Annotated in this window: 20 protein-coding genes; 8 read left to right on the top strand and 12 right to left on the bottom strand. The window is 50.1% G+C overall.

Translation table 11 applies throughout. The features are described from left to right. Positions 1–582 precede the first annotated feature (582 nt). The 4 genes from IQ268_RS26015 to IQ268_RS26000 form a co-directional block, all read right to left on the bottom strand. A complete protein-coding gene (locus tag IQ268_RS26015) occupies positions 583–1,476 on the bottom strand; it encodes a sigma-70 family RNA polymerase sigma factor (RefSeq protein WP_228035738.1) in 894 nt (297 codons plus the stop codon). Positions 1,477–1,676: 200 nt separating this feature from the next. Continuing rightward, entirely contained in the window at positions 1,677–2,966 is a 1,290-nt protein-coding gene (locus IQ268_RS26010; RefSeq protein ID WP_339383586.1) for an alpha/beta hydrolase, read from the bottom strand. A 54-nt stretch (positions 2,967–3,020) separates the two neighbouring features. Continuing rightward, positions 3,021–4,082: a PleD family two-component system response regulator gene (locus tag IQ268_RS26005; RefSeq protein ID WP_193885319.1), complete on the bottom strand. Its 1,062-nt coding sequence runs from the start codon at positions 4,080–4,082 to the stop codon at positions 3,021–3,023. Further along, on the bottom strand, positions 4,069–7,437 hold the full coding sequence (locus tag IQ268_RS26000; protein WP_193885317.1) for a PAS domain S-box protein: 3,369 nt from the start codon (positions 7,435–7,437) through the stop codon (positions 4,069–4,071). Before IQ268_RS26000 ends, IQ268_RS26005 begins: the two co-directional genes overlap by 14 nt. A gap of 656 nt (positions 7,438–8,093) precedes the next feature. Here IQ268_RS26000 and IQ268_RS25995 point away from each other — a divergent pair. Next, complete coding sequence (locus tag IQ268_RS25995; RefSeq protein WP_193885315.1) at positions 8,094–8,798, top strand: transposase; 705 nt, start codon at positions 8,094–8,096, stop codon at positions 8,796–8,798. Positions 8,799–9,336: 538 nt separating this feature from the next. Continuing rightward, entirely contained in the window at positions 9,337–10,287 is a 951-nt protein-coding gene (locus IQ268_RS25990) for a DMT family transporter (RefSeq protein WP_193885313.1), read from the top strand. A 118-nt stretch (positions 10,288–10,405) separates the two neighbouring features. Here the strand turns inward: IQ268_RS25990 and IQ268_RS25985 are convergent, their stop codons facing one another. Then, positions 10,406–11,377, bottom strand: a complete 972-nt coding sequence (locus IQ268_RS25985; RefSeq protein ID WP_193885328.1) for a glutathione S-transferase family protein — start codon at positions 11,375–11,377, stop codon at positions 10,406–10,408. Positions 11,378–11,655: 278 nt separating this feature from the next. Then, entirely contained in the window at positions 11,656–13,320 is a 1,665-nt protein-coding gene (locus tag IQ268_RS25980) for an FAD-dependent monooxygenase (protein ID WP_193885311.1), read from the bottom strand. Between the two features lie 245 nt (positions 13,321–13,565). On the opposite strand from IQ268_RS25980, the gene IQ268_RS25975 reads away from it, so the two are divergent. From IQ268_RS25975 to IQ268_RS25960, 4 genes are all read left to right on the top strand, one after another. Then, positions 13,566–14,216, top strand: coding sequence for a TetR/AcrR family transcriptional regulator (locus IQ268_RS25975; protein WP_193885309.1), 651 nt, complete (start codon positions 13,566–13,568; stop codon positions 14,214–14,216). Between the two features lie 318 nt (positions 14,217–14,534). After that, positions 14,535–14,936 (top strand): fasciclin domain-containing protein, encoded by a 402-nt coding sequence (locus IQ268_RS25970; RefSeq protein WP_193885307.1) that lies wholly within the window; start codon positions 14,535–14,537, stop codon positions 14,934–14,936. Between the two features lie 193 nt (positions 14,937–15,129). Beyond that, entirely contained in the window at positions 15,130–16,077 is a 948-nt protein-coding gene (locus tag IQ268_RS25965) for a bifunctional helix-turn-helix transcriptional regulator/GNAT family N-acetyltransferase (RefSeq protein WP_193885305.1), read from the top strand. 56 nt (positions 16,078–16,133) lie between these two features. Continuing rightward, on the top strand, positions 16,134–17,666 hold the full coding sequence (locus tag IQ268_RS25960; RefSeq protein ID WP_193885303.1) for a PQQ-dependent sugar dehydrogenase: 1,533 nt from the start codon (positions 16,134–16,136) through the stop codon (positions 17,664–17,666). A 41-nt stretch (positions 17,667–17,707) separates the two neighbouring features. Here IQ268_RS25960 and IQ268_RS25955 read toward each other — a convergent pair whose 3' ends face one another. Together IQ268_RS25955 and IQ268_RS25950 are read right to left on the bottom strand one after the other, a co-directional pair. After that, positions 17,708–18,154, bottom strand: a complete 447-nt coding sequence (locus IQ268_RS25955) for a DUF4174 domain-containing protein (protein WP_193885301.1) — start codon at positions 18,152–18,154, stop codon at positions 17,708–17,710. A 172-nt stretch (positions 18,155–18,326) separates the two neighbouring features. Beyond that, the gene (locus IQ268_RS25950) at positions 18,327–19,175 is read right to left on the bottom strand and encodes a PHP domain-containing protein (protein ID WP_193885326.1); all 849 of its coding nucleotides are present in this window, start codon (positions 19,173–19,175) and stop codon (positions 18,327–18,329) included. Between the two features lie 202 nt (positions 19,176–19,377). On the opposite strand from IQ268_RS25950, the gene IQ268_RS25945 reads away from it, so the two are divergent. Together IQ268_RS25945 and IQ268_RS25940 are read left to right on the top strand one after the other, a co-directional pair. Next, positions 19,378–20,016: a rhomboid family intramembrane serine protease gene (locus tag IQ268_RS25945; protein ID WP_193885299.1), complete on the top strand. Its 639-nt coding sequence runs from the start codon at positions 19,378–19,380 to the stop codon at positions 20,014–20,016. Between the two features lie 198 nt (positions 20,017–20,214). After that, positions 20,215–21,162: an NAD(P)-dependent alcohol dehydrogenase gene (locus IQ268_RS25940; protein ID WP_193885324.1), complete on the top strand. Its 948-nt coding sequence runs from the start codon at positions 20,215–20,217 to the stop codon at positions 21,160–21,162. 126 nt (positions 21,163–21,288) lie between these two features. On the opposite strand, the gene IQ268_RS25935 is transcribed toward IQ268_RS25940, so the two are convergent. The 4 genes from IQ268_RS25935 to fabZ all read right to left on the bottom strand — a co-directional run bounded on the left by IQ268_RS25935 (position 21,289) and on the right by fabZ (position 24,576). Beyond that, the gene (locus IQ268_RS25935; RefSeq protein ID WP_193885290.1) at positions 21,289–21,675 is read right to left on the bottom strand and encodes a hypothetical protein; all 387 of its coding nucleotides are present in this window, start codon (positions 21,673–21,675) and stop codon (positions 21,289–21,291) included. Between the two features lie 128 nt (positions 21,676–21,803). Continuing rightward, positions 21,804–23,039 carry a lipid-A-disaccharide synthase gene (gene lpxB, locus IQ268_RS25930; RefSeq protein WP_193885288.1) on the bottom strand — a complete coding sequence of 412 codons (1,236 nt, stop codon included), beginning with the start codon at positions 23,037–23,039 and terminating at the stop codon, positions 21,804–21,806. A 135-nt stretch (positions 23,040–23,174) separates the two neighbouring features. After that, positions 23,175–24,005: an acyl-ACP--UDP-N-acetylglucosamine O-acyltransferase gene (gene lpxA, locus IQ268_RS25925; protein ID WP_193885286.1), complete on the bottom strand. Its 831-nt coding sequence runs from the start codon at positions 24,003–24,005 to the stop codon at positions 23,175–23,177. Between the two features lie 52 nt (positions 24,006–24,057). Then, positions 24,058–24,576 carry a 3-hydroxyacyl-ACP dehydratase FabZ gene (fabZ, locus tag IQ268_RS25920; protein WP_193885284.1) on the bottom strand — a complete coding sequence of 173 codons (519 nt, stop codon included), beginning with the start codon at positions 24,574–24,576 and terminating at the stop codon, positions 24,058–24,060. Positions 24,577–24,611: the final 35 nt, after the last annotated feature.

Below are 24,611 nucleotides of genomic sequence, written 5' to 3'. Positions count from 1 at the left end.
TAAATCGAGTTCCCTCTCTTCTCTTTGGTCTTCCTCTTCTTTTTGCTTCAGGTTTCCCTTCAGCTATTACTTGACGAGGTTTTGCTTTGACGCTTTCAAACTATTCTTTTGTCCAGGTTCTATACGCTTGGAGTTGGTCTTCTCGATACTTTTTAAGCGTACTGAGATTGCAACTTACCCTGTAAGGGGTGGGCTCTACACTCGTTAGCTGCGTTTTACTACATCTAGCGTGTGCTTAAGTCTCAAGACGCTAAGTCTGGAGCTTTTCCCTGGCGCTTATCCAATATAGCAGAACAAATGTGGAACTGTGCAAGGAAATTAGAATAAGTTTGGAACTTTTTTGTGGTTTGTGATTACAAAGCCCTGAAGCCAGACTGGATGAGGTTTTTTGGGAGTATGTGGAAGAAGGGAGATGTGCTGTGACGACGAAGAGAGCTTCAATTTGTTGTACCAGGCAAACGCGGGATCTATTTAGATCGAGCTAAAAACACGCAAGCTGAGTGAACTATCTCACTCAGCTTGCGTGTCTGGGTTTGAGCAATTGAGTTAACTGTAGCGATCGCAGTCCTTAAACAAGGCGCGTTAAGCCGATGCGTTTGCCGTTTGCCTCAGTTTTCGCATGGCTTTTACTTCAATCTGTCTGGCGCGTTCTCTGGAGAACCCAAAGACTTTCCCAACTTCTGCCAAACTTCGGCTGTTGCCATCGTTTAGCCCATAGCGCAGCACAATCAGTTCTCGCTCTTTGTCGCTTAAGCAGGACAGATATTGCTGGCACTGATCTTGTAAGGTGATGGATTCCATGTGCTGCTGTTGCTGTTCATCAGGGATCAAGTCGCCCAAGCGAGTTTCTTGCTCTTGCCCGATGAATGCGTCTAACGAAGCGCATTGACGCTGCTGGCTGAGTAGACTTCGCAGTTCTTCTACTTTCATTTCCAGAGCGATCGCTAACTCTTCTGCTGTTGGCTTGCGTCCCAATTGCACCACGAGCGATCGCGTTGTTGTTTTGATCTTGCTCAGCTTTTCCTGAATATGAACAGGAAGGCGAATGGTGCGTGAGTCGGTTTGTAATGCTCTGGTGATCCCCTGTCGAATCCACCAGTACGAATAGGTTGAGAACTTGTAGCCCTTGGCCGGGTCGAATTTCTCGACGGCTCGTTCCAGGCCAAGGCTGCCTTCCTGAATCAGATCCAGCAACTCCAAACCTCGATTTTGATATTTCTTGGCAATGGTGACGACCAAACGCAGATTCGCCTGAATCATGCGATTTTTGGCGCGTTTGCCCTGCTGGAGAATGGCAGTTTGCTGCGGGGTTAGATGCTCTGCCTCTAGCAACGGCAGCATTGCCTGCACAGATCTAGCTAGTTCTAGTTCTTCAGAGGCAGTCAGTAAAGGCGTTCTGCCAATCGAACGCAAGTAGGCTTGGATGGGGTCGGCGGTCATGGGAATGGAATGGAGAGGTTGAACACTAAGGGCCAAATTTGAATCTAAATCTTAAATCAAGAAGAGTAGGGCATTTCATTCTAGGGCAAAATGCGCGTCATCCCACTAACATGATTGCCTTATTGCTGAGGCCGGGGCGTGGGAAGAAGATTTAACCGCTGGTCGCATCGCCTCTCTAAAAAAATTAGAGTGTGGTTGGTTGGGTACTAGCTGAAGTCTATCTTTTTTGTACTCTGTCAGGCGTAACCTTTGACTTGCTTTAAGCCAGTTAAACACCACTCGGAGTCATTATACTGACTGCTGAGGATATCAACCGCATTTGGCGATCGCTGTAATATTGATGCCAAAAACCGTTCTGTATGAAATAGAGCGAACTGGTTGCTTAGCCCATTGAACACAGCATCAAAGGCATGGTTTGCCCAGGGAATGTTGATCCAAACCGCTGTATTGCCAGCAGCTTTCAGGCTTTCGTACATTCGCCGTCCAAACTTGGATTGAACAATATGGTCGCGATCGCCATAGATTAACAGCGTGGGCGGCAGAGAGGGTGCGACATAGGTGTAGGGCGATGCCTGAGCGTATCGCTGCGGCATTTCATCGGGCGTGCCGCCCAAAAAGCTCCTCAAAACCGCTCGCACATCCAGGGGATCAGGTTGGGGCGGGTCGGCATAGCCACCGGCCAGATCTACAGGCCCGTAGTAGTTGACCACCGCCCGAATGGGCAACGCCTCAGGTTGATAGGCCGCCAACATCGCCAGGTGTGCCCCTGCCGATCGCCCCAGTAAGGCAATGCGGTTCACATCTGTTTCGTACTCTGCGGCATGTTGGCGAATGAATTGTAAGGCTGTTTGCACATCGTTGAGCTGTGCGGGAAAGCGATAACGCGGTGCGTGGCGGTAGTCGATCGCCCAAACAACATAGCCTCGTGCCGCCATATAGCGATTAAATTCAGGATTCGCAGATGGGCTGCCGCTTCGCCATGCGCCCCCATAAATCACTACAATTGCGGGGTATTGACCCACCTGCGGCGGTTGATAGATTTCTAGTGTCAAGGGCACACCGTCTGGATGAGCAAACGTAAGGTTGCTGGTATGACGAACCGCAGCAGGGGCAATGCCACGCAATGCATCTATCCACCCAAACGGCTGAGGCCGCATTTGGGCTTGAACAGATTGGGGCACATGAGTTAAGTAATCCTCACCTAAGGCTTGCTGCATGGCGATCGCTGCCCGTTGTTGGGTTGCAGGTAATTGGCTCAGTGGCAGAAGACTGATAAACAGCCCTACCAAATTACCCATTAAACACAGGTAAATTGTTCCCTGCCGCCGTCGGCTCAGCAAGAGCAAGAGTAAGAGCGCTACAGCATTCATTACCGTTAACCAGGGGCTGACTTCCGGGGCACCCACTCCCAGAGGGAGTAGCGTTGAAGTGGGTGCAGGAACAATAATCCAGGCGCTAAGAAATAGCCCCACTCCGCTCCAGAGGAAAATTAAGAGTATCGGCAACCGCTGAATTGGTTTAATCACGGATTTAGTCAATCACTATTTGTTAGTTCAAGCCATTTGTCTAGTTCAACCCATTTAGTTCGTCAATGGTGTGCTGTTGGGCGAGTGAACACAGTAACAGTTACGCCCCTGCTGCTTGGCTTGATAGAGTGCGACATCGGCGGCGGCGATCAGGATCTCTGAGGAAGCGTTGAGGGTTGGCACCAGACACGCTACTCCTACCGAGAGGGTAATGTAATCGGCAACGGTTGAGTCGGCATGGGGAATGTGTAAGTGTTGAATGGCAACCTGAACCGCCTGAGCGATCGTCAGCGCACCCCGTTCATCTGTATTGGGTAAGATGACGGCAAATTCTTCTCCACCATAACGGGCAACCAAATCAGCAGGCCGTTTTACCACTTGAGCGATCGCCCACACGACTTGCTGCAAACAAACATCACCCGCCAGATGTCCATAGCGATCGTTGTAGGGTTTGAAGTAATCAATATCGCACAAAATTAACGATAGGGGCTGTTGCTCTCGCCTCAGCCGTCGCCATTCTTGATCAAGGTACTCGTCAAAACAGCGACGGTTAGCAACTTGCGTGAGTCCATCTAAATTAACCAGTTGTTGTAGCTCTAAGTTAGTCTGCTGAAGGATCAATTCCACTTGCTGACGCTGCTGAATTTCCCGTTGCAACTGCCGATTCTGAGCGGTGAGCTGTTGCTGCTGGCGTAGGATGGTAATTTGATGACGAACGCGAGCCAGTATTTCTTCTGCCTGAAAGGGTTTCGTCACATAATCTGCACCACCGACCGCAAATGCTTTGACCTTGTCCTCTGTATGGTGAAGGGCGCTCAAGAAAATGACGGGGATGGTGCAAGTGTTGGCATTGGCTTTGAGTTGTTCACAGACCTGGTATCCGTTGAGCTGAGGCATTTGTACGTCCAGCAAGATCAGGTCTGGCAACTCGACCTGAATAGTTTCTAGCGCCATTTTGCCACTGGTGGCTTTTCTGATGCGATAGCCCGCCTGGTCTAGTAATTGTGACAGCGATCGCAAACTGTCCAAATGATCATCCACAACCAGCAGGTTGGCGTGTTTTACGTCAAGGTTAGCAGTATCGGAGTCCCTGATGTTTTCTTCAAATGCTGACATTAGTTGATTCTAATTCTGTCAAACTAATAATTTGAGCAAATTCGTAAGTTTGAACGAGCTGACGTAAACCGTTAACTAAAGAAACCTGTTCTGGTGAAATCTGTTGGATGAGCTGCTCAATGGCACTGTCGTCGCACAGGCGAGCCGCCTGCCGCAGATCAGCAATCCACAGGGATGGCATCACGGTTAGATCGACAGAATGAAGCGATGCTGAGCGATTTGAAGAAACTCCAGTTGCCGATTGCTCCTCATCGACGTAGAGATATTTCAACCCTAAGTGGTCTGCCATTTTGCTCAATAATACATCCTCCTGAAACGGCTTGATGACACAATCATTGCACCCGGACAAGAGAGCCAGAGAGCGATCGTTCATAGAGGCTTGAGCTGTTAGGGCAATAATCACCGTTGACTGTCCTGCCGGACAAGCCCGAATCTGCTGAACGGCCTGATATCCATTTAACACAGGCATCCGGATGTCCATCCAGATCAGATGAGGCTGCCACTGTTGCCATAGGGTTACAGCTTCCTGTCCATTGACGGCTTCCTGTACCTCTAACCCCAACCGGGTCAGCAGTGTCATCAGCAGTTGACGATGTTCAGGCTGATCATCAACCACCAGGATGCGGTAGGGCGGTTGTTCGGGAGCCAGTTGTACGACCTGACGAGGACGGGAGTCGATCGCCCCATCCGTGGATTCGGCGATGCAGACGGGAACGGTAAACGAAAACGTACAGCCGTTCTCCAGTTCACTGCAAACGCTCAGGTCGCCTCCCATTAGCCGAACCAATCGCTGGCTGATAGTTAGCCCAAGTCCAGTTCCCTGCTGAAACACTCTACTGGATTGAGTTTGCACAAACGCATCAAAGATGACGTTTAACTCATCAGCGGCAATGCCAACACCTGTATCGGTTACTTCAAAGCTCAGGATATGGGGAGCATCCTGCTTTGCCTTAACGCACAGCGTTACACGACCTTGCTCTGTAAATTTGATGGCGTTACCTATTAAATTGATCAGAATTTGCCGCAGCTTTTTAGAGTCTGTTGTAATGTAGTGCGGAACTGCTGGCTCAATAGAGAGGAAAAGCTGTAACCCTTTGGCCTCAGCCCGTTGACGAAACATGTTTTCTAGCGATCGCAGCAAATCAATTAAATCGAAGCTGGTTTCATCCAGGGTAAGCCGTCCGGCCTCAATCTTGGATAGATCCAGCACGTCATTAATTAACCCTAATAAGTGGTCGCCGCTACGATGGACAATTTGCAGACTTTCTCGATGGTGTGCCGACAAATCTGGATCGCGACTCATCGCTTGAGTAAAGCCTAAAACCACGTTGAGCGGTGTCCGCAATTCGTGGCTCATGTTAGCCAGGAAAATACTCTTAGCAAGGTTAGCCGACTCTGCGGCTTCCTTAGCCTGTTGTAGCGCTTGTTCAATTTGCTTGAGGTCGGTGATATCCGTCATTGCACCCACAATGCCTCTCACCTGCCCGTCTACGGTAGTTAGGGGGCTGATTACAGTTTGATACCAGTGAACGTTGCCATTTCTATCGAGAATAGGTTGAGCCGAGATTTTTTGAGATTGGCGAGTTTGCATTACCTCTCGATTCGTGAGCAAAAATTGTGCCTGCTGTTCAGCGGTGACATTGGGGTTAAAGTCGATTTCCTGTCTGCCAACCATTGCATCCACCGTTGTTCCATGCATGGCTGCACCAGCCTGGTTGACGATTAAAATACGCCCTTCTTCGTCCTTGGCACAGATAATATTGGGAACCACATCAATCACCTGGCGCAGAAATGCTCGTTGGGTATTCAGTGCGGCTTCGGCCTGTTTGCGGTTAGTGATATCAAGCACAACACCCTGCCAGACAACACTGCCATCTTCCCGGCGTTCTGGACGAGACCTGGCACCGATCCATACAACCTCTCCAGACGGTCGAACATGCCGCCATTCGTAGAAAAATGGTGACATCGTTTCCATACAGGCGATCGCTCTTTGCCAATACTCCTGCTGATCATCTGGATGAAAGTTTGCTTCCACCGTTTGAGCATCTGCCATAATTCGGTTGGCTTCAACGCCAAACACTTCATAGCAGCCATCGCTAATGTATTCAAACCGAGACGAGCGATCGGGATGCAAAACGTAAGTATAGACTGCACCAGGAATATTGTCGGTTACGGCTTGCAGTTGGGCTTCCCGTTGACGAAGAGCTGCCTCAACCTGTTCTCGTTCGCGCAGCGTCCGCACATAATCGCTAATGTCACGGGCGATCGCCAGCACGGATTGCACCGAGCCATCACTCGCAAATTCCGGCACAACCCGAGATGCATAGTGAGTTAACCCAGCGATCGTTGCAGACTCAAATTCAATGCGTTGCTCTTGACCCGTTTCAAACACCTGCTCAATCGTGGTTTGCCAGAGGTGCAGTAAGGCTTCGGTTGCCCCCAATTCCTGAATAGTTTTGCCAACAAAAGCAGATGGAGGAATCCCGGCGTGTCGTTCAATGGTGGGATTGATGTAGAGATAGCGGCAGTCTCGATCGAGCCGCATGATAATATCAGGTGCATTTTCAACCAGCGCTCGAAACTCTTGTTCTCGCTGCTGCAACGCCGCTTCTGCCTGTTTGCGTTTATCAATGCTCATGATAATTCCAACCATTCGCACAGGTTGACCGGACTCGTTGTAGATTCCTTGACCTCTGCTCAAGCGCCAGTGAATGCTGCCATCTGGATAAACGACTCGATACTCATGCTCAATAGGAGTGCGGGTTTGCAATCCAAGTTTGACAGTCGTTTGAAACCGCTCAAGATCATCCGGATAAATTCGCTGTATCCAGGTATCGGAGGTTGCTTCTGCTTCACCGGGCACCAATCCCATCAGTCGAAAGTAGTTATCGTTCCAGATCAACTCACCTGTGGGAATTAGCCAGTCCCAACTGCCAATTCCAGTTAAATCCATTGCTAATCTGAGCTGTTCCCTACTGTCGCTTAAGGCTGGTTCTACAGAGTTACGTTTGTAGATCCGCAGCACTATCTCAATCGCTACAACTAGAGAAGCGATCGCAACCATTCCCTTAATTCCGTCGATTATCCAGTGAAGTGGGTACCATACTGCCCAAACCTGTATTAGATAGGAAGTGCCACAGGCAATGGTGAACGCGGCACACAACAGCAGTACCCGTTTAAGGGACGAATTGTGTTGCTGAACCCATAGGAGCGCTACAGAAACGGTGTAGCAAGCCAGAGCGAGTAGCCCATCTGCCATGATGTTCAGCCCTGGAAACCCTGTTATCCAGAAGTCATGATGATCGGATGAAACCGAAGAGGTGGCAGTGAGAAAAGCTGTTGTTGAATCGATCATGGGACTGGCTATCCACTCTAAAGAGAATCCCTTGACTGAGTGAGGCTTGTTGGATTCAAGATATATCACGGTCGTTATTTCAATTTCTGTGATGTAGCGATCGCCACCATCCCCTATAGAAATAACTGAAGGTGAAGTTTTGAATTCCGGCAAGCTGCTTAGACAGTGTTCCCAGGGATGCAGATTAGGATCGCAGAAGATAAAGCGGCTCCTTACAGCAGTTCTCAATCGAGCAAGCCACAGTCTCGCCAAGATCGGTGTGGGGTGCGGTGAATGCAAACGAAAATGGCTGTAAGTCCCATCCAGACTAGGCGCTTCAACCACTGGTAATGCTTTCTCTCTTCACCTGCTGCTTCAAGGTTGTTTGAGCAGTATCAAATGTCTCCTGTAAGGGCGTAGCATTCGGCAAATAGCCCTTGAAATAGACCCAGAAGTACTGCCTGTAGATTGCTTCCCGAAGGGTATGCTGCGCCCCTACGGATGTCGGGCTACAAATTAGACTTTTAAGCATTCTCTTAGTCTTACAGTTGTAGATAAGTAGACTAGTGCTACATCTGATGCGTTTTAAGTCATGTTGGTTTCATTCTGGCAGTTGATGAAACAGGGTTTATTAAACAAGGAGATCATTCTGTTGGGGTGCAGGTGCGTATTGCGGCTTGACCGGACGATTAGAAAACTGCCAAGTGGGTGTATTTCTTGCCTATGTGTGTCCTGCTGGGCAGACCCTGATCAATCGACGTTTGTACTTACCGCAGTCCCGGGCAAGAGATGACAGCAAACGGCGAAAGGCAGGCGTTCCCAATACCGTCAATTTTGCCACCAAACCTCAACTCGCCAGACAAATGCTGCAATCTGCCTTTGAGTCAGGACTGCGTCCTGGTTGGGTGGTTGCAGATGAAGTGTATGGTAACGACGGCAAGTTTTGGTGGTGGTTAGAACAACAACATCAACGACCTTATTTGTTGACCGTTAATAGTCAACATTCTGTTTTTATTGGTTATCAAGAATATCGCGCAAAAGTTTTAGCGCAATCACTTCAAGCTCAACAATGGCAAAGACTCAGTTGTGGTTATGGCACCAAGGGAGAGCGGCTTTACGATTGGGCATGGATTGAAGTCAACTCTGCTAAAGAAAAAGGATTTAGCCGTTGGTTGTTGTTTCGTCGCAATCTAAAGAAACCGGATGTCCTCACTCCATCACCTACTATCAGGTGTATGCACCAGCTCAGACAACCCTCGAAGAAATGGTTTGGGTGGCAGGTCAACGATGGCGGATTGAAGAATGTTTTACCGTTGCCAAAGACCAACTGGGACTCAGCGAATACGAAGTGCGGTCTTGGCAAGGGTGGCATCGGCATATGAATTTAGTCAGGGCGGCTCAAGCTTTTCTCACTGTGTTGCGTCATCAGATTGAACCCCTACCAGTGCCCCAAAAAAATTCAACAGCAGCGAGAGGTTCCTCAGCAGTATGGCTGCCTTCAAAGCAGCACGGGGGTTATTGTCCCCTTGAGCCTTCCAGAACTGCAAAAGCTCCTTTGGAAGCTTTTGTTTCCGGTATTTGAAACCATAGAGCAAATTTTGCATTGGTCGCTTTGGAGACGATCGCATCAAGCGAGTGCTCGTTTCTTCCACTATAAAAAGCGGTTCTTGCCTCATCTACATAAATACAACTGTAATACTTAACCCACTGCCGTCCGCTCCCAGCCCGTTCGTTGCACTCCTACGCGGAACGGTCGAGCCAATGAGCCTGGTTAATTTTATGTGAGTTTGCCCGTGCTCAATCCACAGAGTGTTGTCAATCCATGTAGAACGGTGGCGCTTTCAGCCCAATTGCTTGAAATGAGCAGCATGACTCAATGCTGTTGTGCTATTTTCGAGAGCATTTCAAATTGAGACAGTCATGCAATCTATCCTTTCCAGTGGTAGGCAAAGCCAGCCATTGCAAGCTCGTCTTTCATCGTTAACCGCTTTTCTGTTACATGGAACCAAACACTTTAAAGCGCTGACCGGAGGTGTGCCGCCAAGTAGTCTGATCTTGTTATCAAGCTTTGCAGCCCAATTAGGAGTGGCGATCGCCAAAGACTTGTTTGATGTTCTCGGCCCCTTGGGTGCAACCTTCCTCAAAACCGGAGTGGGCGCTATTTTACTACTGCTGATTTGGCGGCCACAGCTTCGCCATCATCGCTATGAGGATTACATTCTGATTTCGTTGTTTGGGCTGACGATCGCAGGCATGAGTGTTGCCTTCTTTGAAGCGGTTGACCGAGTGCCGCTTGGCATTGCTTCTGCGGTGGAATTTGTTGGGCCGTTGGGCGTTGCTGTGCTGGGTTCTCGCCAGTGGTTAGATGCCATTTGGATTACTCTGGCAGCTATTGGCCTCATTTTACTGGCTCCCATCAGTGGTGCGCCTCTTAGCGCCGTTGGCATTGCATTTGCGCTACTGTCTGGCGGATGTTGGGCCATTCACATTCTGATGTCTAATGCAGTTGGTCGAGCCTTTCCAGGTGGTGCAGGGTTGGCCTTAGCCATGACAATTGCAGCTATTTTACTTCTACCAATGGGGATTCATCAAGGTGGGATTGCTTTATTGAAGCCCTCTATTTGTGCTATTGGCATTGTTGTTGCTCTGTTTGATGTAGTAGTGCCTTACTCCCTTGATTTCAAAGCGTTGAAGTCGTTACCACCTCGAATTTTTGGCGTATTGATCAGCATTGAACCCGCGATCGCAGCCTTGGTAGGCTTTCTTGTATTAGGGGAGCAATTAAGCATCCGAACATTGGCAGCCATTGCACTGGTGACGATCGCCGCTATGGGCATTACTCTGTTTGGCCACCATGAACCTAACCGTTAAGGGGTGTAGAAGAGGCTGAACACTTTGTAGGGGCAACCCCAAAATTGCCCCTACAAGAGAAATTCGCTGCTGCTCAAATTACTTTCAATGATCACAATTAAGACCACAATTAACGCCACTAAGCGTTGCCAAAGCGATCGCGATCGTGCGGTTCATCAAAGTTGAGAACGGGGCCTTTGGGCACAATTCGGGTGGGATTAATTTCAGTCATACTCATGTGATAGCCGCGCTTGATATGGTCTAGATTGCACGTTGCTTTGAACTCAGGACGCTGATACAGATCTTTTAGATAATTCCAGAGGTTAGGATAATCGAGAATTCGCCGCAGATTGCACTTAAAGTGACCGTGATACACTGAGTCGAAGCGATATAGCGTTACAAACATACCAATATCCGCTTCGGTGAGTTGATTGCCACATACATAGCGCTGCTGGCTTAGAACAGTTTCCCAACGATCTAACCCCTCAAACAATTCGGTGACGGCATCTTCGTAAGCAGCTTGCGATATCGCAAAACCAGAGCGATATACACCTACATTGATGGGCAGGTACATTGCATCGATCGCCTCATCAATCTTCTGTTGAAGGCTGACTGGGTACAGGTCTATTTTTTGGGTGGCCAATGGAGCAAACTCCACATCCAACATCCGCACAATTTCGCGAGATTCATTATTGACAATGATTTGAGTTTGTTTGTCCCACAACACCGGAACCGTCACTCGCCCGGTATAGTTAGGAGTCGCTTTCAGATAAATCTCTTGTAAATAGTGAGCGTGATTCACCGAGTCGGCAATGACTCCCGGTGCTGCCGAAAACATCCAGCCCTTGTCGCTCATCACCGGATCAACAATCGAAACAGAGATGGCATCATTCAATCCCTTCAGTTCTCGCATAATTAAAGTGCGATGCGCCCACGGACACGCCAGAGACACATAGAGGTGATAGCGTCCGGCTTCGGCCTTGAATCCGCTCGATCCATCGGCGGTGACGCGATCGCGAAACGTGGTCGGGATCGCCTTGAACCGACCGCTTTGATCATGTTCATTCCGCTGGGTTGTCCATTTACCTTGAACCATCATTCCGGGTGCCATACCTTTCTCCTGGCTGTAAGGGTGTAACATAGCTTGGCTACCTGATTGACGGATGAATCTCTTTATCATTTTGCGTCTTGATTCAAGGGAGCCAGCAAGTGTGTAGTAAACCTGTAGCGGTTTCCTACTCATTCAGCATAGGGAATAGGGTTAGGTTTGCCAGTCAGAAATAGTCAGATCAATGGTCAGATCAATTATCAAATCACTCAAATCACCCAGAAAAGAAGCGGAGCCGCTGTTCAAATCGCGTTCAAGACAGAGGAATAGCCGTTCGCTGTTCATTCACTCGTCATACTGAGCTGACGGAAGTAGGCTTGAAGTTGGCTCTGATAAAGGGATTGACTACGATAGCCGATATAGCCATCGGGACGAATTAAATACAAACATTCTCCGGTGGCACCGTATTGCTGATGGCAGTGGGTTTGCGGATCAAGCAGCACCGATTCATCAGGGGCGATCGCATCAGGAATTTGACGGCTCGGCCACACCAAATGAACCGTCATCCAGTGGGAAAAAGATGCAAATTCTTGAAGGCTCTGGTTCAACCGGGCGTCATTGGCCAGGTCAGATGTGCCAGCAAACAGCAGCAGCGTGTGTTTTAACTCATCCGAAAACACTTGAAAGAGCCGCTTTGTTCCGTCTGCTGTTTCTACTTCAACATCGGGGGCGCGATCGCCTGCTTGAGGCCCATTCCTGAATGCCAACCAATTGTTCAGATTGGGTTGCCTGGTGTGGAGCGACAGCAAAAACGCCGGATCGTCCTGCACAATAGGGCTATTGCGGTAATTCACATCGAATTCAATTAGAGTTTTAATCATGCGATCCTGAACCGGAGCCAGCCCAAGCAAAAATTGAATGGCGAGCTGACGAAGTTGCTGCACGCCAGGTTGCTGGAGCAGCAGCATTTGTGTTCCCAATCCGGTTGCCAGCAGTAGCGACTTAGAGATTGGCAATCGTTCTGCGGCATAAGAGTCCAGCAAATCAATTGATGCTTTGCCTTGAACGACCAACGCAAGCTTCCAGGCAAGATTGTAGGCATCCTGTAAACCTGTATTCATTCCCTGCCCACCGATTGGACTGTGGGAGGAAAGGGCATCTCCCGCCACTAAAACTCGTCCATTTCGACACTGACGCACCATTCGTTGTCGAACCCGGAAGTGGCTTGTCCACATTAAAGCAGATAGTTTGGGAGTAAGGTGCGATCGCTTCTGTACAAGTTCCTCAAAGAGCTGCAAGTCTAGCTCGTCTGGGAGTTCGGTTTCAATGGGTACATTGGCAATGATTCGCCAACTGTTTTTCTGGGGTAATGGAAATGTTGCTAATACACCATCGGATGTGAAGAAAACATGCGCTTCCCGAGGGCATAAATCCCAGCTCATCTCAACATCTGCCAGGACAAAGGAGACAGGAATCGTCATTCCATCATCCACCAAACTTGCAGCTTTGCGGACTGTACTGCCTGCACCATCGCACCCAATCAGCCATGCAGCCCGATAGCGTTCTTCTCGCCCATCGGCATGACTGAGGGTTGCCGTAACGCAGTCTGTACCTTGCTCCAGTCGGGTTAACGTGACCGATCGCTCAACCGGAACATCCAACCGTTCCAGCGCCCGTCCCAGAAGCGCCTCAGTATCAGATTGGGGCACAACCATAGCATTGGGAAAGTGAGAACGACGCTGGCTTAAATCAACATGAGCAATGGGATTGCAGTTGGCATACAAGTTGAATCCCTGGAGCGAGAATCCCTGGGCGATCGCCTCTTCAGCCATGCCCAAATCATCAAACACTTCCAATGTCCGGGCATATAGCGATAACGCTTTACTGGTTTTGGAAGGATAAGGATTTTTATCAATTAAACGGGGTTTAATCCCGTATCGGGCTAATCCGGCAGCTAATAGCAGCCCCGTGGGGCCAGCACCCACAATCAAAATATCAGAAGACATGATTCAGATCTCCAGTCACGGGTTGAGACACATAACATTAAGCCAATTACTCGATCAGCACAGGTGAGTCGATCAGGCAGGTGTCGAGATAGGCGTCCAACATTTGAAAATCATCACCACACGCGACTAATCGCCTGTAGATGTAGTAGAATAAACCAGCCAGGAATAAAACGAAACCGTTTAGTTTCGTTTAAACCTACCAAACAGTCTAGCGGGATTAATCCTACTTCAGGCAGAGATCGAGGATGGATTCATCAGATAACAACCACCGTCACAGTCAACGATTGCCCGAAAAAGCAGAGGTCATCCTGGATGGAGCCATGCGAGAATTTCTCGAATTTGGCTATGCAGCAACCAGTATGGATCGGGTAGCGGCGATCGCAGGAGTGTCTAAAGCAACGGTTTATCGGCACTTTCAGAACAAGGAAGCATTATTTACAGCTCTGATTCAGCAACTGGCACAGACCCAATTTCAACCCGTATTTAATCTCAAACAGGCCGAGCAGCTTCAGAGTGAACCAAGACTGGTGCTGCAAACGCTGGCCAGTAAAATGCTGGACAACATTATGGAAAATGAACAGATGCTCACCTTCATGCGTTTACTCATTGGAGAGTCGGGGCGGTTTCCAGAGTTAGCGCACATCTTTATCCGCAGTTTAGAAAAACCGGGGATTGAAGCCGTTAGCCAATACCTCGCGGCTCAATCTAAACTACAGCTTGCTGATCCAGAGGTGTCTGCTCGGATCTTCATCGGCACATTAGTTCACTTCGTCCTGTTGCAAAAGGTACTGCATGGTCAGGAAAGTTTACCAATGGAACGCGATCGCTTAGTCAATGGACTGCTTGACCTGATTTGTCTGCGTTCAGGCGATCGTCTCAATCCTACAGGAATTTGATTGAGTGGCAAACGATCTGAAAGGCTGATTGTTTCGTTGTCAACCCGTCCTGAAATAAATATTGGGCTAATTGAACTGGCTTGAACTGCTGCTGTCTTCTTTAAAGGACTTTAGCGATGAGACAGATCAGTAACTTCTTAGTGGGGGGATCTGGTGTTCAAGCGATTGGGTAACGTTACAGCAAATAATTGCAGCAGCTAACGACGGTTGAATAGAGTTATGATCACCAAAAATGATTAATCCGATTTATAGAACTCACATTTTTCATAAAAGTAGTTTATATTGTAGCTGTCTACACAAAATAAACTAGGAAAACACATGGCTGATGTAGTTGATACTGCCGTTAACGCTGGTTCTTTCAGCACCCTAGTTTCTGCAATTAAAGCAGCTGGGCTAGTAGAGACGCTTAAAGGTGCAGGCCCCTTTACCGTCTTTGCCCCTACTGATGAAGCATTCGCTAAACTCCCTCAGGGTACTGTTGAAGGGTTGCTCAAAGACCTTCCCAAACTTAAGCAAGTTCTCACCTACCACGTCGTTTCAGGCAAAGTAATGGCATCTGATGTCGTTAAGCTGAAATCGGCAAAGACAGTGGAAGGTTCAGATGTAAAAATTGATGCCTCCAACGGTGTCAAGGTGAATGATGCTACAGTTACAACCCCTGATGTTGCTGCTGATAATGGTGTCATTCATATCGTTGATACAGTGCTGCTTCCTGCATAAGCCCATGCCTGGATGGCACTAAAATTCAATAGGTAAGCATGAGGCAGTAACTGTTAACAGCTACTGCCTCATGCTGTTTGGATAGATTGCTGTCAGCTTGATTCGGTAGCAACTGTTCAGGCTCGCTGATTGCTACCAACATTTGCTGGATTATGATAAATATGTAACCACTTACGTAATTGCCTTTATATTTATGGACTTCTATCGTCAGGTTGGCAAGCTAGCGCTGGGTAGCCGTTTGCGTCGCTTAAGCGAGAGGCTGGCAGAGGATGCAGCAAAAATCTACAGCTTGTATGATGTTGCGTTAGACCCCAAATGGTTTCCTGTTTTTTATGTCCTCTCGCATCAGGACGAAGCGTCCATTACCGAGATTGCTCAAATCATTGGTCACTCCCATCCATCTGTCAGCCAGATTGTTAAAGAAATGAAGCAAGCCGGGCTGGTCAACACGGACAAAAGTGTTGATGATGCCAGAGTGAGTGTTGTAAGGCTCTCCAGCATTGGGAAACAGCTTATCCCTAAGCTCGAAACGCAGTATCTTGATGTAACTCAGGCGGTTGACGATCTTTTATCCGAAGCACAGCATGACCTGTGGAAAGCGATCGAAGAAGTTGAGTTTCTACTGACTGACAAAAGCTTTTTCGATCGCGTTCAAAAGGTGCGAAACAGCCGTGAACGCCATCACATTGAAATTATTGATTACTCGCCTGAGTTTCAGAACGATTTCAAACAGCTCAACTATGACTGGATCGAGAAATACTTCAAGCTAGAAGAATCGGACTATCAATCGCTCAATCATCCAGACCAAAAGATTCTGCAATCTGGAGGGCACATCTACCTGGCGCGTCACAATAATGAAATTGTTGGCACCTGTGCGTTAATCAAAATCGACAACGATACCTACGAGTTGGCTAAGATGGCAGTTGCAGAAAGAGCAAGAGGCAAAGGAATTGGCAGGTTATTGGGGCAGTCTGCCATTGCCAAAGCCCGTGAATTGGGAGCAAACACAATTTGTTTGGAAAGTAACACGGTTTTAGAGCCTGCCATCAAGCTTTATCAAACACTAGGGTTCCGGAAAGTAGTTGGACAACCCTCAACGTATGAACGTTGCAACATTCAGATGGAACTTAAACTGGTTTAGGGGCATCTCCAGTTTTCAACGCGAGGAAATCTGAAGCCCATTACCGAGATCGATCAATGCCAACACCATTAGCAAGTCTCAGCCTTTCGTTTACCCCCGTTGCCAATAACCTCACCAATCCGGTTCATATCACCAATGCCAAAGATGGCAGCGATCGCCTGTTTGTGGTCGAGCAAGGAGGTGCAATTCGGATCATCCAGAATGGACAACCATTAGCCACTCCGTTTCTCAACATTGCCAACCGGATTAGCAGCAGCGGTGAACAAGGCTTATTGAGCGTCGCCTTTCCACCGGGGTATGCCAGTAAACGATACTTTTACGTTAACTATACCGATCGCAACGGCGATACAGTCATTGCTCGCTATCGGCTCTCCAGCAATCCAAACATTGCCAACCCAAACAGTGAGGAGGTAATTCTCACCATTCCCCAACCCGCCAGCAACCACAATGGTGGGCAGTTGGCCTTTGGTGCCGATGGTTTTCTTTACATTGGCATGGGAGACGGGGGTGGAGCCGGAGATCCGCAAAACTTCGCCCAAAACCCGACATCATTGTTGGGCAAGCTATTGCGAATTGATGTGGAATCGGGAGCCGTACCCTACACCATTCCAGCCAGCAATCCCTTTACCCAGGTCAATGATCCGGGCGATCGCATCCGTGATGAGATTTGGGCGAGCGGACTTCGCAACCCCTGGCGGTTTTCGTTCGATCGGCAAACAGGAGATTTGTATCTGGGGGATGTAGGGCAGCGATCGGTGGAAGAAATTAACGTTCAGCCTGCAACCAGTTCTGGTGGTGAAAACTACGGCTGGCGAGTGCTGGAAGGGAGCCGTCGATTTGCCGATCCTAATACAGATACCTCTGGATTTACGCCCCCCGTAGCTGAGTACGATCGCTCCCAGGGGTCATCGGTCACGGGAGGCGTGGTGTATCGGGGGACAGCCGCACCCAACTTGCAGGGAGTGTATCTCTACGGCGATTTTGTCAATGGCCGAGTTTGGGGATTGCGACGTAACGGCAATCAATGGGAGAACGCCCTATTAGACGATACGCCTTACGGCATTTCCAGCTTTGGGGAAGACGAAGCAGGAAATGTGTACCTGGCCGACTATTTCAACGGTACGATTTACGCCATCAATGATCGGTCGCCCATCCGTCCAGCGTCGCTAACGGGGACACCTGATAATGACATCATTACAGGCACATCGGGCAACAACCGACTGGCAGGATTGGGGGGCAATGATACCCTGATCGGTCGGGGTGGCAACGACCGACTGGTGGGAGGTAATGGAGCCGATCGGCTGGTGGGCAATGGTGGGCAAGATATCCTGACGGGCGGAAACGGGAGTGACATTCTTTCCGGCGGCCTGGGGCGCGATCGCTTCATCTTGCAGCGGGGAGCCGGACGCGATCGCATTCTCGACTATCAGGTTGGGCGCGACCAGTTGGGGCTTTCGGGTAACCTGCGGTTCGAGAATCTGGACATTCTGCAACGCGGCAACAACACCCTGATTCGGGTCGGCAACGACGCGCTGGCCGTATTAAACGGTATCAATGCCAGCCAAATCCAGCGGACTGATTTTGTATAACGGTAGCCTGCCCGCATGACGGGCGGGCTACGGCGATCGCCTCACAACGGTTTCTGTTGCTGCATCTCTTGCTGACGCATAGGCATTGAGTCAATCTGGTTAAAGAGGTCGGATGGCTCAATGGGCTGACGCTCCCGGCGTTTTTCCGTGCCATCTTTGCCAATCAAGATAGCAACAAAGTCATCGCTGCGCGTGTTGAACCGTTGCCGCAACTTCTCTGCGGCACTCTCTCTCAGGCGGTTGGCCGCTGCCGTATCCGCTGAAGAACTGCCCCCGGTGCTGCTCCGATGAGACGACAGAATTGGTACGAGCAGCAGATCGCGATCGCGAAATCCATCTGCGTGTTCTTCTAACATCTGCACCTGAGTTTTATAAGCATGGGTCTGTTCTGACGTTGCAAAGAGGAGCAGCAGGCGGTTTTGCCATCGATAGGTATCCAAGCTAAATGAAGAGGCATCAATAGACGGGATTTCTGAATGAGGATTCATGATGTGTCTTTCAACAAGATTGGGCAGGATGCGCCAACAGCAGGACAGATCGGATCAACCCAGAAGGTTTGCATACCCTTTGGTTAACCGACTTGTTGACCCTACGATCAATGCTGAACGTTCCCCATGGACATCGTTTGCAATCCCTGGTGCCTTTGCTTCAAGCCGATTTTTAGTCCGATGACTCAAAGGAACGGTGCAGGTCATGAGCCGCTTGTTTAATCGGGTCAAGCAAGTGAAGCGGTAGATGAAATCGGTTCAATGTATCAGCATGTCTGCCTTTCGGATCCGAGATAGGGCCATGATAGTCACTGCCGCCAGTCATAAGCAAACCATATCGCTCACACAACTGCTCTAACGTCTGACTTTGGGTTGAAGTGTGCCCTGGGTGATAAACTTCTACTCCCATCAATCCGGCTGCAACCATCTCGCTAAGTACATCTTCCACCTCACCACCCCGAAACAGGTATGGATGTGCCCAAACGGGAACGGCTCCGCACGATCGCAACAGGTCAATTCCTTCTACGATCGAAAATTTTTCATAATGAACGTGCGCTGGCTTCTCTTCGCCAATGAATCGTGTAAACGCCTCCTGGCTGGTTTGTACGTATCCCGCTCTCACCATTGCTGCCGCAATGTGAGGCCGTCCGGGAGCCATTCCACCCGGCTTTTCTGGCAATTCAATCGGGTATCCCAGCGCTGCCAACTTTTGCACCATCTGCTGGGCGCGTCGCTTGCGTCCGTTTAACCGCTCGTTTAACGGCTCAACTAGCCGACCTGGCTCAGGATAAAACCCAAGAATATGCAGCGATCGCCCCAGATGCACAGTACTTAACTCTAAGCCTGGAACAATCTCTAGCCCATGTGGAGCAGCGGCGGCAACGGCTTCATCCCATCCAGCAACCGTGTCGTGGTCGGTAATGGCTAACGCCTGCACACCTGCTGCGATCGCAACATTCACCAACTCCGTTGGCGTCAGCGTGCCATCAGAAAACGTTGTATGACAGTGAAGTTCTAACATCTTTCTATTGTTGATCACTTTGAAGCGGCGAACCCACGGCTTTAAACCATCTACACCAAACCGCATCTGGCCAAACCGCAAGAGCCTGATTCATCCAGGTGGGTACTATACTGCACCCTGCGGACTCCCATGCCATTGTTGTTCAACCGGGTGAGAAGTAGGATTAAGCCTGGATAATGCGTGGTGTAGGTGCAGACTAACTATGGAAAACGACGCAATTTTAGATGCCATTCAGCGAATTTGGGCATCTGAGGCCATTCCACCCGAATTCAAGCTTCACGCCACCATCCTGGGCAGCATGGTTGCTGTCTTGTGGGGACTCGAACTGTTCGACACGCTCATTCTTAGAGGTGCCTTGAATCGATTTGGCATCCGTCCTCGCACCTTTCGCGGACTGCAAGGCGTTTTGTTAGCACCATTGTTACACGGCAATTTGCGTCATTTAGCCACCAATACCCTGCCCTTAATCACCCTGGCCTGGTTCATCATGCTGCGCGATATCAACGCTTTTATAATAGTGACCGCAGTGGTTTGGCTGATCAGCGGGTTGGGGGTCTGGCTCTTTGGTTCCGCCCGCTCCAACCACATTGGAGCCAGTGGCATCGTCTTCGGCTATTTTGGCTTCTTACTGTTACGAGGCTACTTTGAGCGTGATTTAGTCTCACTGGCTTTTTCTGGCCTGGTTGCCTTTTTTTACGGTGGCTTAATCTGGGGAGTTTTACCGATTCGGCGCGGCGTTTCCTGGCTGGGTCATGCCTTTGGCTTCGGCAGCGGCGTGTTTGCTGCCCGCTATCTACTGCAACTTCAGCAGTGGGTTGAATCGATCAACGCCACTCCTTAGAGGTTGTTTTGTCAGGGCGCGGCAGTCGGCAGACAGCCCTTGAAATAGACTCAAATACCCGTCGCTGGTCTGGCGCAGGATAGACCACACCCTACAGATGTTGGGCGACCCACTAGACCTTTAGAACAGCTTCTAAAATTCAAATTATGCTAAACGTCGTCAATATAACTCAGGGAGTAGGCTGCCATGAGTCCACTAATGAAAGCAGTCATTTTTAACCGCTACGGTGCCGCCGCAGAGTTGCAATACACCACCATTGAGCAACCCCAAATTCAGCCCGACCAGATGCTGATCAAGGTTTATGCAACCAGTGTGAATCCTGTTGATTGGAAAATTAGAAAAGGGATGCTCAAACTGGTCACGGGAAATCGGTTTCCGCAAACCCTGGGGTTTGATGTCTCTGGAGAAGTGGTGAAGCTGGGCGATCGCGTCCGTCTGTTTCAACTGGGTGATGCCGTCTATGCCCGTCTCAATCAACTACCGGGAACAGCCTATGCTGAGTATGTTGCCGTGTCGGAATCTGTGGCCGCCGCCAAGCCAAAGAACATGACTCACACCGAGGCGGCAGCCGTGCCGCTGGCTGCCCTGACTGCCCTCCAGGCACTTCGCAATCAAGGTCAGCTCCAGGCCAACCAACAGGTGTTGATCAACGGGGCATCAGGAGGGGTTGGCACCTATGCTGTGCAGATTGCTAAAGCGCTAGATGCGGAAGTGACAGCCGTTTGCAGCAGCAAAAACGTGGAACTGGTGCAGTCGTTGGGAAGCGATCGCGTGATTGACTATACCCAGCAAGACATTACCCAGGACTCCAGCCAGTATGACGTGATCTTCGATGCGGTGGGAAAACAATCTTTTTCAGCCTGTAAACCGTTACTCAAACCCAACGGTATTTATGTCACCACCCTGCCTACTCCCGAACTCTTCCTGCAAATTGGGTTGACGTCGTTTCTCCCCGGCAAGAAGGCAAAATTCATTTTGGTGCAATCGAGCGGTAGCGACCTGGACTATCTCAAGGACTTGATAGAAACGGGAAAGGTGCGATCGGTAATCGATCGCACCTTTCCACTGGCAGAAGCGGCAGCGGCTCATACCTACAGCGAGAGCGATCGGACGAGCGGCAAAATCGTTCTCACGGTAAGCCACTAGCGGCCAGCCTGGTGGTTATCTATCTCAAAACGGGAACATTGAAAGTAGTCATCCTAGAACCCAATTACGGCCTCTGGCACTCGTGTCAGAGGCTTTTCTTATGGCACTTCAGGCGGGCGATCGATCTTAAAACCGCACCCCAACCTGACCATTAACCCCGCGCACAGAGTTGTATCCCACACCCAACATCAGGTTATCGGCGGCATCGAGCTGCACACCGCCGGAAAACGCCACCCCCTCATCCTCGGTGTAGTACCCCAGCCCCACATAGGGAGAGACTGGCACAAACGGCAGATTGACGAACCCCAGCGCATCGACTCCCGTTGAGTCATCTGGCCCTCGACCCAGTTCTACACCAAACCCCAGCGCTCTAGCCCCAATGGAAAACGTGACATCGCCTTGATTGGCACCCACCGATACCCAGGGTTGCGGAATCAACTGACTCAACGCTCTACCCGGTACCGATAGAACCAGCAAACTCGAAACAACCCCACCCAACAAAATTCGTTTCATGCAATGAATGCTCCAGCAATAGGTCGAGCAGTGTGATAACAAGCTACATGTCGCTAAAATAGGACGCTTAGTTTCACATCATCAATAGCCGTGCGCTAAATCTGCTCATCACATTTGAATACTGAGTCTCATATCGAGCTGGTATTAACCTCCTGAACCAATAGGGCAAAGATCTCATGAGCGGCGCGATCGCACACGCCTTTCTCTCCGAGAGCATGACGCATTCGCCCATAGCCAGCCAGCGTCTGCTGCCGCCGTTCTGGATTCAGCAACAGTTCCATCGCCAGTTGGGTAATCTTGTCTGGACGAACATCATCCTGGAGTAGTTCAGGGACGATCGCCTCCATTGATACCAGGTTTGGGGGCGACATAAACGGAATCGAAAACTTCAGCACCCGTTTAGCGATCCAGGCAGTCACCGGATTCACCCGATAAATCACCACCTGCGGCACATCCAGCAATGCCAGTTCCAGGTTTACCGTACCCGATTTGGCAATGGCTAAATCTGCCGCCGCCAAAACCGTTTGAGTTTGATTCGCAATGAGTGTTGCCCGCAACCCATAGGCTTGAATCGCCTGCTCAATAGCCGAGCGGTACGCGTCTAGCGAGAGCGGAATTAAAAACTGCACGTCTGGCAGTTTGGCTTGAATCTGTTGAGCGGCTCCAAACATGGCGGGCATCAGATACGTAAGTTCCTGCCGTCGCGAGGCTGGGAGCAGCGCGATCGCCCGCTGATCGTCGGCAAGACCCAACTGCGCTCTGGCTTGCTCTCGGCTGGGCGCATCCTGCATCCGATCCACCAGGGGATGCCCCACATAGGTGACCGCTGCGCCACGCTCCTGGTAATAGCGTGCCTCCCCTGGAAAAATCGCCAGAATGCGATCGGCCATGTTAATAATCTGGTTGGTGTTGCGGGAGCCAAACGACCAAACCCACTCCTGCGGCGTGATGTAATACACCAGTGGCACCTGAGGCAAGTGCTGCCGCACATAGCTGCCAATACTTAAATTGGGGCCAAGATAGTCGATCATAACCACCAGATCCGGCGGATTTTCCTGCAAATACTGCTTGGCTCGTTGCTGCACCTGTAGGGTGGGCAGGATGTAGGGCAACGATTCCAGAATGCCAACCGACCCGATCGCACTGGTATGCCCCAAAAGCTGAGCGCCTGCTTGCGCCATGCGATCGCCCCCCAGAGCTAAAATATCGATCGCCATCTCCATCTGTTCGGCTCGCCGCTTCAGGGCAGCAACCAGCAGCGACCCCTGTAGATCGCCCGACACCTCTCCAGTGCTAATAAAAATGCGAACGGATTTCGCAGAAGACGGCAAATACGGCGAGGCAACATTACGTTCAGGACTCATCACCACAACTGTGAACGACAAAAAAAGCAGCCGTCAAAGCAAGGAGCCAACTGGCAGCACGAATTCGGCTGAAGGAGTTTTGCACTGTCAGGCTGCTTCAGCCCTAACTATATCTTGACGGCAGGTGCCGTCTGGTTATGCTTCGTCCTTATCTTTGGCACGCCGTCCCGGTATGGGGCCACGCCGCCCCTGTCCCTGAGACGACACCTTCAAAAACTGGCGCAAGTGTTGAATCACGTCGCTATCCGACAGCAAATCGAGCTGATCCAGGGCTTGATTCAGCGTTAAACCGGAACGATACAGAAGGCGAAACGCTTTTTTGAGTGCCTGAAAAGTTTTGCCCTCATTTTCGTCGGCTAATCCGGCGCGCTTGAGGCCCACTAAATTGAGCGATCGCACCCGCGAGGGATTACCTTCAACCATCATGAAAGGCGGCACATCTCGTTCAATTCGGCTCATGCCACCTACCATTGCCAGCCGCCCAATGTGAACAAACTGATGAACCCCCAGCACACCGCTAAGCCGAGCTTTAGACTCGATATGGACATGCCCAGACAGCGCCACCGAGTTGGCAATAATTACCTGGTTTTCAATGACACAGTTGTGCCCCACGTGAACGTAGGCCATCAGTAAATTCCCGTTGCCGAGAACCGTCATTTCACCCGCGTGAGTAGCCTGGTTGATGGTGACATACTCGCGGATCACATTGTCGTCCCCAATTTTGACCAAATTGAGGGAGCCGTCATACTTTAAGTCCTGCGGTTCAAGCCCGATCGCCGCACCCGGAAAAATATGGTTGCGAGCGCCAATTTCCGTTCGCCCATCCAGTACCACATGGGGACCAATCGTGGTGTGTTCCCCGACTCTAACCTTTGCCCCAATCACAGCATACGGTCCTACCTGCACCGTAGGATGCAGCTCGGCACCGGGATGAATGACAGCCGTTGGATGAATCAGGGTAGTCAAGGGAAAGTCTCCGAGGGATGATGCTCAGTCGTAGGGTCAATCAACCGCAGGGTCAATCAACAATAGAAAACATAAGTTCGCCTTCAGCCACCAACTGACCACCTACTTCAGCGCGACCTTGCATCTTACCAAAACGACGACGCTTGATAGACAGCAGTTCCACCGTCATGATTAGCTGATCCCCAGGCACGACGGGGCGGCGAAACCGAACCTTATCAATTCCAGCGAACATAAATAGTCCCTCTGGAACGTCTGGAATCTGGGTTAGCACAACCCCACCCACCTGAGCCATAGCTTCTACAATCAGCACACCGGGCATAATGGGACGACCGGGAAAATGCCCCTGAAAGTGCGGCTCGTTGAAGGTAACGTTCTTGATACCAACGGCACGCTCTCCAGGAATGTACTCAATGATTCGGTCAACCAGCGCAAACGGGTAGCGATGGGGTAACAACTGCTGAATATCTTCAACCGTTAGGACAGCCTTTGCCGCAGCGTGGTTGTCTACCGCCTGGTTTTGATCGGCTTCAACGTGGGGGGTCGGGGTGGGAACGTCAGTCAATATAGACATGGGTCAACTTCGGTAGGGCATGACAGAACATATCA

Source organism: Oculatella sp. LEGE 06141 (genome assembly GCF_015207605.1).
GTDB lineage: Bacteria > Cyanobacteriota > Cyanobacteriia > Elainellales > Elainellaceae > Oculatella.
Note: the sequence above shows the minus strand (reverse complement) of the source record. Positions and strands in the feature narration are given on the sequence as shown.

Coding starts and splice junctions, on each gene's coding strand:
- IQ268_RS26005 (WP_193885319.1), bottom strand. CDS start 4,082: ATGTCAGCATTTGAAGAAAACATCAGGGACTCCGATACTGCTAACCTT.
- IQ268_RS26000 (WP_193885317.1), bottom strand. CDS start 7,437: ATGATCGATTCAACAACAGCTTTTCTCACTGCCACCTCTTCGGTTTCA.
- IQ268_RS25990 (WP_193885313.1), top strand. CDS start 9,337: ATGCAATCTATCCTTTCCAGTGGTAGGCAAAGCCAGCCATTGCAAGCT.
- IQ268_RS25985 (WP_193885328.1), bottom strand. CDS start 11,377: ATGGCACCCGGAATGATGGTTCAAGGTAAATGGACAACCCAGCGGAAT.
- IQ268_RS25980 (WP_193885311.1), bottom strand. CDS start 13,320: ATGTCTTCTGATATTTTGATTGTGGGTGCTGGCCCCACGGGGCTGCTA.
- IQ268_RS25975 (WP_193885309.1), top strand. CDS start 13,566: ATGGATTCATCAGATAACAACCACCGTCACAGTCAACGATTGCCCGAA.
- IQ268_RS25970 (WP_193885307.1), top strand. CDS start 14,535: ATGGCTGATGTAGTTGATACTGCCGTTAACGCTGGTTCTTTCAGCACC.
- IQ268_RS25965 (WP_193885305.1), top strand. CDS start 15,130: ATGGACTTCTATCGTCAGGTTGGCAAGCTAGCGCTGGGTAGCCGTTTG.
- IQ268_RS25960 (WP_193885303.1), top strand. CDS start 16,134: ATGCCAACACCATTAGCAAGTCTCAGCCTTTCGTTTACCCCCGTTGCC.
- IQ268_RS25955 (WP_193885301.1), bottom strand. CDS start 18,154: ATGAATCCTCATTCAGAAATCCCGTCTATTGATGCCTCTTCATTTAGC.
- IQ268_RS25950 (WP_193885326.1), bottom strand. CDS start 19,175: ATGTTAGAACTTCACTGTCATACAACGTTTTCTGATGGCACGCTGACG.
- IQ268_RS25945 (WP_193885299.1), top strand. CDS start 19,378: ATGGAAAACGACGCAATTTTAGATGCCATTCAGCGAATTTGGGCATCT.
- IQ268_RS25940 (WP_193885324.1), top strand. CDS start 20,215: ATGAAAGCAGTCATTTTTAACCGCTACGGTGCCGCCGCAGAGTTGCAA.
- IQ268_RS25935 (WP_193885290.1), bottom strand. CDS start 21,675: ATGAAACGAATTTTGTTGGGTGGGGTTGTTTCGAGTTTGCTGGTTCTA.
- lpxB (WP_193885288.1), bottom strand. CDS start 23,039: ATGAGTCCTGAACGTAATGTTGCCTCGCCGTATTTGCCGTCTTCTGCG.
- fabZ (WP_193885284.1), bottom strand. CDS start 24,576: ATGTCTATATTGACTGACGTTCCCACCCCGACCCCCCACGTTGAAGCC.